Origin of the sequence: Desulfosporosinus hippei DSM 8344 (assembly GCF_900100785.1) — a bacterium.
In the GTDB taxonomy this organism is placed as follows: domain Bacteria; phylum Bacillota; class Desulfitobacteriia; order Desulfitobacteriales; family Desulfitobacteriaceae; genus Desulfosporosinus; species Desulfosporosinus hippei.
In genome coordinates this window covers 84,673-93,531 of the sequence record NZ_FNCP01000019.1, presented here as the reverse complement: position 1 = coordinate 93,531, position 8,859 = coordinate 84,673, and the positions used below count along the sequence as shown (strand labels likewise).

Annotated in this window: 7 protein-coding genes; 2 read left to right on the top strand and 5 right to left on the bottom strand. The window is 38.2% G+C overall.

The annotated features are described in order from the left end of the window. Nucleotides 1–72: 72 nt before the first annotated feature. Nucleotides 73–573 carry a transporter substrate-binding domain-containing protein gene (locus BLS16_RS15750; RefSeq protein ID WP_242876312.1) on the bottom strand — a complete coding sequence of 167 codons (501 nt, stop codon included), beginning with the start codon at nucleotides 571–573 and terminating at the stop codon, nucleotides 73–75. A 328-nt stretch (nucleotides 574–901) separates the two neighbouring features. Between BLS16_RS15750 and BLS16_RS15745 the strand changes: the two genes are divergently transcribed. Beyond that, nucleotides 902–1,234 carry a DnaJ family domain-containing protein gene (locus BLS16_RS15745; RefSeq protein WP_092334634.1) on the top strand — a complete coding sequence of 111 codons (333 nt, stop codon included), beginning with the start codon at nucleotides 902–904 and terminating at the stop codon, nucleotides 1,232–1,234. A 153-nt stretch (nucleotides 1,235–1,387) separates the two neighbouring features. Then, nucleotides 1,388–2,200: a ParA family protein gene (locus tag BLS16_RS15740; RefSeq protein WP_092334633.1), complete on the top strand. Its 813-nt coding sequence runs from the start codon at nucleotides 1,388–1,390 to the stop codon at nucleotides 2,198–2,200. Between the two features lie 88 nt (nucleotides 2,201–2,288). Here BLS16_RS15740 and BLS16_RS15735 read toward each other — a convergent pair whose 3' ends face one another. The 4 genes from BLS16_RS15735 to BLS16_RS15720 form a co-directional block, all read right to left on the bottom strand. Next, a complete protein-coding gene (locus BLS16_RS15735; protein WP_092334632.1) occupies nucleotides 2,289–5,384 on the bottom strand; it encodes an MMPL family transporter in 3,096 nt (1,031 codons plus the stop codon). Nucleotides 5,385–5,442: 58 nt separating this feature from the next. After that, nucleotides 5,443–6,033, bottom strand: a complete 591-nt coding sequence (locus tag BLS16_RS15730) for a TetR/AcrR family transcriptional regulator (protein WP_176786193.1) — start codon at nucleotides 6,031–6,033, stop codon at nucleotides 5,443–5,445. A gap of 160 nt (nucleotides 6,034–6,193) precedes the next feature. Then, nucleotides 6,194–7,852 (bottom strand): L-lactate permease, encoded by a 1,659-nt coding sequence (locus BLS16_RS15725; RefSeq protein WP_092334630.1) that lies wholly within the window; start codon nucleotides 7,850–7,852, stop codon nucleotides 6,194–6,196. A gap of 205 nt (nucleotides 7,853–8,057) precedes the next feature. Further along, nucleotides 8,058–8,849, bottom strand: a complete 792-nt coding sequence (locus BLS16_RS15720) for a LytR/AlgR family response regulator transcription factor (protein ID WP_092334629.1) — start codon at nucleotides 8,847–8,849, stop codon at nucleotides 8,058–8,060. Nucleotides 8,850–8,859 lie beyond the last annotated feature (10 nt).

Below are 8,859 nucleotides of genomic sequence, written 5' to 3'. Positions count from 1 at the left end.
TTTGTAATCCACCCCTAAAGATTTAGAGATGAAGGCGGTCAAAAAACCGATCAATTTGTGTCCAAAAAACGGTCATTTTACTTGACCGCTTACAGTTATCCCGTAATCCCTCAAAACATTGATACAGTTATCCCCTTTTTTTGCTCCTACAGTAAAACCTTTTAAGGAGTTGACATTAGTAATTCCAGAAATACTATTCTGAAAGAATATCGGAACCACAATAGTAGCATATGATTCTGCATAATCAAGGATTGTAGTTCTCTCCTCTCGATAGGAGATAGTGTCAATAACATCAAACTTCCCTTGAGTCATGCTTTCATAAGCTTTGCTCCAAGTCATGCCGGTAATATTTACTTGAATCCCTGTCTTCAGTTCAAAAAGCTTCCATTGATCAAGGGTAATTCCTTGTAACTCTCCATGACTATCTCTAAATGCATAAGGAGGATAGTTGTCATCCATTACCACACTAATACTTTTTATATCAGAAGCGGCTACCGGCTGAATAAGAGATAGGAAAATAAGTACAAATACCAGCCCCATAATCCAAAATATATTTAATCGTGCATTTTTCATTAGTTTTACTCTCCCCTTATCGAAGTAACTCAAGGTAACGAGTGCAACACAAATATCTCACCGCAATTATAACGAAATTTTTATATAATATAATACGACACAAAACGATTTATTTCTCTATTATTCTTTATGTATTTACGAAATCCTTTTTTGATCTAATAATTTTAGTGCTAATTTTTCAGTACTCCTTAACACAATGTAACTTTTGAAAAACATTTTAACTGCTTGAAAGGGTTGACTTGATAAAGGATTAAGGGATATCATTCTATCAAATAGCTAGGAAAAGGTTTCTTTATAGGACAAACTCATTGATAAGGAGCTGAGGCTCATGTTTGATATTTTTAATGAACTCGTTGAAAGAAGGATTCAAGAGGCAATGAGAAATGGAGAATTTGATAACCTCCCTTCTCAAGGCAAACCAATCGATCTTACCTACTGGGCCAGCCTTCCGGAAGAAATACGTGCTGGTTATATGTTATTAAAAAACGGGGGGTTCTTACCTGAAGAAGCACAACTATTAAAGGACATAGATGAGTTGAGTGAGCAACTTACCCAGCGTGTCAGTCAAGAAGCAACAAAAACTATAGCCAAAAAACTCGAAGAGGCCCGCTTAAAATATAACTTATTAGTGGAACTGAGAAAACGAAGTAAACCGTACTAACCTTTCCAGAGATAATCCATAAAAAAACAGAAACCTTTTAGTAAATTCCGAAAGGTTTCTGTTTTTTTATGCCTAATCTCATTCCAGGTATGTACTAGATTGGAAGTATATGGTAATATTATCCTATACATATTAAAGAAGGGGTTGTATCATATGGCTAAACATTCTAAAATCGCTAATAACACTGTTAATAACACAAAATCAGCACGGGTAATATGTGTTGCCTCCCAAAAAGGCGGGGTTGGCAAAACAGCAACTGTGACAAACATGGCCGTAGGGTTAGTTAGTCTCGGATATAAGACAGCAATTATAGACATGGATGCTCAAGGTCATATTGCGCTTTCTTTTGGAATTGAAAAGATTAACTTGAAAAGAACGATTTATGAGGTTTTAATTGGTGAAGCGAGAATGAAAGATATTAAACATACCGCTTTTGGAGTCGATCTGTACCTATCAAACAATTCTCTTTCTGAACTGGGACCCAAAGTAATTGGTCAGCAAAATTCGAAACAATTTCCCGCTCCCAAATTCCTTTTGAAAAATACCATTGGTCAAATTAAGAATAATTATGATTACATCTTAATTGATACTTCTCCCAGCAATGATATGCCCACTATAAATTCCTTATTAGCTTCCACGGATATAATCATACCGGTTCTGCCTGAGGGGCTTTCAATTGATGGGATTCACGAAACAATCAATTTAGTCAAGACCATTCAGGAACAAGGCGCTAAGGTCAATATATTAGGAGTTTTGCCTACTATGGTTCAAGACCATACCAACCTCCATCATGTTATGCTCCAAGATTTACGAAAACGTTTTGCCGAAACTCCAGACATTAAGGTTTTTGAGACAGTTATCAAGCGAGCAATACGGCATGGCTTAGCGCAAACTCACGGCCAACCGGATATTAATAAAGCACCAGAATATCTCTCTTTCGTAAAAGAGGCATTTGCTATAGCATAAATAATGGTTTACTTATTTTCATCCTAGATAGGACAGGCACTGTTGTTTTTTCAGTAAAACTACAACAAGAGCCTGTCCTATTATTTTATTAAACTTGAGAATTGCTGTTAGTCAGTTCTGGATAAATATCATTTTGCTCATATGAATACTTTTTAACTAGCTTATCCTGAATAGAGATAAACGCAGGGATTACGAAAGGCAATAATATGACGCTAAGAATTATGATACCCAGACAGACACAAACAGCCAACTCTATTAAGGTATTGATTCCTGAAGGAGCCAGTGTTGCAAACGTACCAGCAAGAATAATAGCCGCTGATAAAACAACTCCTCCTACATTGCCAGATGCCTTAATAATTCCTTCATGAGGAGTCATCCCTTTATATTCCTTAAATCGCATCATTAAAAAGATACTGTAATCCACACCTAACGCAACAATCATGACAAAACCAAAAAACGGTACATTCCAGGCAAGTTCACTGGAATCCAAAAATTGTTTTGCAAATAGGCTGGTTAGACTGATAGAAGTGTAAAAGGACAAAAGTAGTGAAGCAATGATATAAACTGGAATCCAAAATGACTTGATAATTAACACAAGCACTATAAAGATTCCAATAAGCACGATAACCTGAGTTGTTTTCATATCACTGATGGCTATTCCGTGCAAATCGTTGGTTGTTGATGTCTCACCGCCTATGGCATATTGCCCATCGGCCAGAGAGGTACCAGCAAGGGATGAGGGTATAAGCTGGTTAATCCTCGCAATTGTGTTAATGGCGTTATCAGAATAGGGATCATCGTCAAGAGTTACAAGAAGCTTCACCGTCTTCCTATCCTTTGACATATAGGCATCAAGAGCTTTCTGAAAATCCTTGGATTGCAGAGCCTCTTCCGGCAGATAGAATACCTTAGTAGATTCAAACCCTGTCAGGAAATCATTTGATTGATCAATTCCCTCCGAAATCTGTCCTAAGCCATCACTACTGGCAACGATACCGCTTTTTAATTGGGTTAATGAGCCACCAAGACTAGACAGACCCCCTGCCATTTGTTGCTGCCCGCCGGAAATTTGGGCAAGTCCTTCCGTCATCTCTTCCATGTTGGAAACAATGAAATCTCCCCCATTATTCCCTTGCTTCAGACCTTCCGCTAAGCTTCGCTGTCCGTTTTCAAGCCGGGATAATCCCTCACTTATTCGTATTATTCCGCCTGATAACTGACTTAGGCCCTCATTAAGTTTTGAGAATGAGTCAAGCGTAAGGTTATACTGATCATTCAAAGCCGCAAATCCAGAATCGAGTTCAGCCAGTCCCTCATTCATCTGAGAAACTTGTACTAGCAAATCAGCATAGGTCGGATTTGCTGCAACAATTTGATTAATACCGGCAGCTAATTGCGCCAGACCCCGAAGAGACTGTTGTAATGATTTATAGTTCTTGCCGAAAGTTTCATAACCGGATTCTAGGCTTGCATATCCTGAATGCAACTGATTAACCATTCCATTAACGATCAACAGGTTAGACTTAATTTGCTCAATTCCATCTGCAATTTCTTCAGCACCGGAAGCACCTTCTCCAATTCCCGAACTTACTTGTTTGAGCGCCGATGCCAGACTTCCTAATCCCGTTTGTAGTTTAGAGGTACCATCTACAAGTTGATCAACCTCGGAAAAATCTGGCGTCGTTAGTTTTTCTTGGATTGTACCAAGTCCATCAGTTATCTCTCGAACCCCATTATTTGCTGAGGTCATGCCAATTACAACTTTTTTGGTCTGACTATCAGAATAAAAATCAGCAATTTCATACCCCTGTGGCTGGGTTGGTCCCATAACTGCATTAACTCCATCAATCTTTTCGATTTTTTTCGTCAGTCCGTCAAGAACAGCTAGATCAGTATTGTTATCTAACGGAGATGCATTGCTGAGCACAATCGTTGTCGGCATGCTGGTTCCCTTGTTAAAGTGTTCAGCTACAATGTTAAATCCCATAACTGAAGGATATTCATTACTCATGTCTTGAAGATTATCAAAGGACAGTTTATAAGAACTCGCCATGAAAATCGGAATTAGTAAAACTGCTATCGCCGCTATTGCAATGGCTGGACGTTTCACCGAAAACATAGCCGCCTTTGTCCAGGTTTTACTTTGACTGTGTCCCGCCACATTCTTTGAAGGCCAGAATAATCGGGTATTGAGAATCCGCAATATAGCTGGAGTCAAGGTCATTAACTGTGCAACAAGAACAAATATCCCCACTGCTACAGCTACTCCCGAACGATAAACACTAAATTTTACAAAGTTGAGAGCTAGAAAGGCTATAAAAATGGTTAGGGCACTATAAATGACCGTCTTTCCTGCTGTCTTATAGGTAGTGGCGATTGCTTTATCAATATTCTTAGGATGATTACTAAGTTCTTCTTTAAAGCGGTTGAATAAAAGAATATTATAATCCGTTCCAATTCCGAATAGTATCAGGATTAAAAACATTCTTGTCAGACTGGTTACGGGGAACCCGAATTTATCTATGAGCTGTCCGACGATTCCCATTGACGTCAAATAAGTGATACCTACCGTAATTAGGGATATAAGAGGAGTTACCGGGGAGCGGAACATTACAACAAGCACTATAAAGATAAACAAAACCGTTATGACAGCACTTTTCTCGACTCCTGCATTAGTCTGCTTCAGGAAATCATTGGTGATAAAGGCCCCACCTGTTATATAATGCTCCACTTGAAGATCTTCAAGGCTTTTCTCAAGCTCCGTAACAATAACTTGAGTATCACGGCTGCCTTTTTCATAAGTGAATTGCACAATCATAGTTGTATTATCTTTAGAGACCAGCTTTTCCTTAGCCTCAGGGTAATCATAAACGTCAACTAATCCTGTTATGCCAAGGGTTTCTTTGTTCGTTTTTAGTTTTTCAAGAGTCGCCTGAATGTCATCAAAATCCTGAGTTGTTAAAGTATCCTTATCATAAAATACAAAAATCCCCGAATCCCCTGAGGCAGTTGAAATTTCATCTATCATCTCTTGGGCTGTCTGAGAAGGATATTTATCAGCAAAGGATAAATTCCCTCTTTGATTAATAATTGGATCAAGATTAGGGGTAAACCATGTTAAAACAGCGGTAGCCAGTAACCAGAAGAGTACAATCCCCCAGCGTCCTTTTAGCATTGTTTTCATACTTTAATTCACTCCTAAAAAATAATTTAGAACAACTGTTCATTATTAACTCAAAAAATTAAGCCAACCTCAAAGAGATGTCTTTAAAAAAGATAGCGATTAATTGATCAACTAATACCTTGACTTCGATTCCATTATTATACTTTTTCAAGATACAGCAAAAACCCTCAATAAATGCTGTAGATAGTATAGTGGTAAGATAGTTGTTTACCACAAAGCCACTATTGGTAAAGTTTAGAAGCATCTTTTTAGCCAAAACCTCGTCAATTAAATCAATAAGATCCTGCTTCGTATTTTCGTATCTATTCTTTGACCCTTTACTCTTTTCCATTAAGATAAGTAATTCAGTATTATGTTTTTGGCAAATATCTAATAAGGTTTCAACCAATTCATTAATTCCAAAATAACTTCCGTCACCTTCCATCTCCTTGATCTCTTGAATAGAATTCATTAGCCCATCATAGACCGGGCCAACCAAAGAGTTAAACAGCTCTTGTTTGCTAGTACAATAGTGATAGACATTCCCTAAGGCCACCTTGGCATTTTTCGCAATCTTACGCATCGAAGCATCCGTGTAACCCATAGAACTGAATTCTGCTAAAGCAGATTCTAAAATCCTCTGCTTGACCTCATCCTTCAAATATTGCATTATAGAACCTCCGTTCATTATTGATTATAGCACATTTCAAACAAATGAAAATCACTAATATATGTAAATGGATCAGGTAAAGATTTTCTTTATCCTGATCCATTCATAAATTAATTTTAAATTAAGTTTTGATTCTTAAACCGTTTGCAATGTAGCAGAACTATTTAAGCACTGATGCCACGGTAGGGATCATCTCCGGTACTACATAAGCTTGTAGACCGATCATCACCGAAACTATCACAAGGAATATGAGGGAATGTTTAACTGTGAAGCGGAAGAGATCCGATTCCTTCCCGACGAGGGACGTGGCTGCAGCCGCAACGGCAATAGATTGTGGCGAGATCATTTTTCCAACAACACCACCTGAGCTATTTGCCGCAACAGTTAGTACTGGATTAACTCCAATTTGTTCAGCCGTAACTTGCTGGAGCTTTCCAAACAAGGCGTTGGCCGAGGTATCGGAGCCTGTCAGGAATACACCCACCCATCCTAGAACAGGAGAAAGGAATGGGAATGCTTTTCCGGTTGAAGCAAACAATAGTCCAAGGGTAAAGGAAAGTCCTGAGTAATTTGCTAAATAAGCAAAGCCAAGCACAGATCCCATGGTGATAATTGGATATATCAACTGCTTGAGGGTCTTACCAAAAACTGAAGCCGCTTTTGCAGGAGATACACCTAAAATAAACATGGAAATGATGGCTGTTATGAGAATTGCCGTACCACCAGCCGAAAAGAAATCCCACTTATAGGATGCCGCATAAACAGTGGACTTCGACACAATTGGTGAAACTTTATAAACTAAACCATCAAGACCAGGCCAATGGGGTATATTGATAAACCACTGTAAGTCCTTAGTTACCCAATTCTTGAAACTTGGAGTTCCCCAAATTGCCACCATAACGGTTAAGATTACGAAGGGGGACCAAGCTTTCATAACTTCACCTGTGCTGTAATGGGTCGTATTAACCGCAGCCTTTTTCTCACTTGGAAAACGCCAAACAGTTTTAGGTTTCCAGAACTTCAAGAACACAGTTGTCGCTAATAAAGAAGTCAATGAAGAAATAATATCCGGTAAATAAGCTCCCAAGTAGTTTGCAGACCACCATTGGGCAACGGCAAAGGATACGCCTGTTACTAAAATAGCAGGAAGAACTTCTTTTGCTGCTTTCCAGCCTGCCATAAGTATAATTAGATAGAGAGGAATCAATACGGATAAAAATGGCAACTGTCGTCCTACAGCTTGAGAAATAACGAAATCACTTATACCTGTTACACTTCCGGCAGCAATAATCGGACTTCCAATTGCACCAAAAGCAACTGGTGCAGTATTGGCAATCAGGCATAATCCGGCAGCATATAAAGGCTCAAAACCTAAACCAATTAAAATAGCGCCGGAAATTGCAACCGGTGCACCAAAACCTGCCGCTCCCTCTAAGAAAGCACCAAAGGAAAATGCTACCAATAAGGCCTGGATACGACGATCATCTGAAATTGTAGCGATAGAACTTTTAATAATATCAAAATGTCCGGATTCAACGGTTAAGTTATACAAAAATACGGCTGCAATAACAATCCATGCAATTGGGAATAACCCATTAGTAATTCCTAAGAAACTTGCTGAAAGAGCAGTTCCTACTGGCATTTTATAGACAAGTACCACATCAACTAGGGTTATTGCTAAGGTTAATATGCCTGCAATATAGCCCTTCATCCGTTTGACAGCGAGTGCCCAAAATAAGAAAAAAATCGGAATAGAAACTACAAGTGCAGTAAGCCCTATGCTATTGTTCAAAGCTGCATAATTTTGACTCCAAGGCATTTACATTCATCTCTTTTCTTTACTAAATAAAATATTCTAAAAATTCAGGAGACTATTTTACACCATCCTTTCTTGAGAATTCGCAAAACCATATTTTATATTTGCAATTCAGATTGTACAAAATAAATACATTCTTCAGCATAAATCGAACAAAAAAAACAGGATTCTTTGACTGAACAGCCAAAAATCCTGCCTAAAAGGAATCCTATAATTTTAAATGTTGACGTAGTGATTTTACATAAGTCCTACTCACAGGGATTTCCGAGCCGTCTTTCATCGTCAAATTGCATGTGTTATTAAACCAAGGAATTACAGCCTCAACCTTATTCAAATTTGCCACATAACTTTTATGAACTCTTAAAAAGGACTCACCCAAAATACTTTCTAATTCATTTAAAGTATAGCTTGTCAAGTAACTCCGCTTCTCAATAAATACTCGAACAGACCGATCTTCTATCGTGGCGTAAAGAATGTCTTCAAATGGAATTAGGTATATCTTCTCATTCTCCTCAACCTTGAGTTTCGACATACCATTATTAGGATGGAGAATCGAGTAGATTCTATCTAGTTTATCCATAAATTCATTGGGGATTGTTCCTTCTTCAGCTTCTTTAACATTGGTTTGTTTCTCAAGACGAGTTTTTAGTCGTTGAACAGTGTCAGCTAGCCGTTCCTCTTTAAATGGCTTTAGTATATAATCTGCCGCGTTTAAATCAAAGGCTTGAACTGCATAATTGTTGTATGCTGTTGCAAAAACGAAAGCAGGTCTTAGCGAATATTCAATATTCCTGGAAATATTTATGGCTGTATCTATACCAGATCCATCCGGCATTTCTATATCCAAAAAAACAACATCCGGCTTCAATTCACTTACTTTTTTCAGTACTTCCTCATTTGTGGAGACTTCTCCGATTATATCTATCTCCGGAATTTTACCTAACAAATAGATTAATTCATCTCTTGAAGGTTGTTCATCATCTGCTACGATAACTCTCATTTATTCCACT

Excerpts from the sequence above, each read along its gene's own strand:
- BLS16_RS15750 (WP_242876312.1), bottom strand. The coding sequence starts at position 573 with ATGAAAAATGCACGATTAAATATATTTTGGATTATGGGGCTGGTATTT.
- BLS16_RS15745 (WP_092334634.1), top strand. The coding sequence starts at position 902 with ATGTTTGATATTTTTAATGAACTCGTTGAAAGAAGGATTCAAGAGGCA.
- BLS16_RS15740 (WP_092334633.1), top strand. The coding sequence starts at position 1,388 with ATGGCTAAACATTCTAAAATCGCTAATAACACTGTTAATAACACAAAA.
- BLS16_RS15735 (WP_092334632.1), bottom strand. The coding sequence starts at position 5,384 with ATGAAAACAATGCTAAAAGGACGCTGGGGGATTGTACTCTTCTGGTTA.
- BLS16_RS15730 (WP_176786193.1), bottom strand. The coding sequence starts at position 6,033 with ATGCAATATTTGAAGGATGAGGTCAAGCAGAGGATTTTAGAATCTGCT.
- BLS16_RS15725 (WP_092334630.1), bottom strand. The coding sequence starts at position 7,852 with ATGCCTTGGAGTCAAAATTATGCAGCTTTGAACAATAGCATAGGGCTT.
- BLS16_RS15720 (WP_092334629.1), bottom strand. The coding sequence starts at position 8,849 with ATGAGAGTTATCGTAGCAGATGATGAACAACCTTCAAGAGATGAATTA.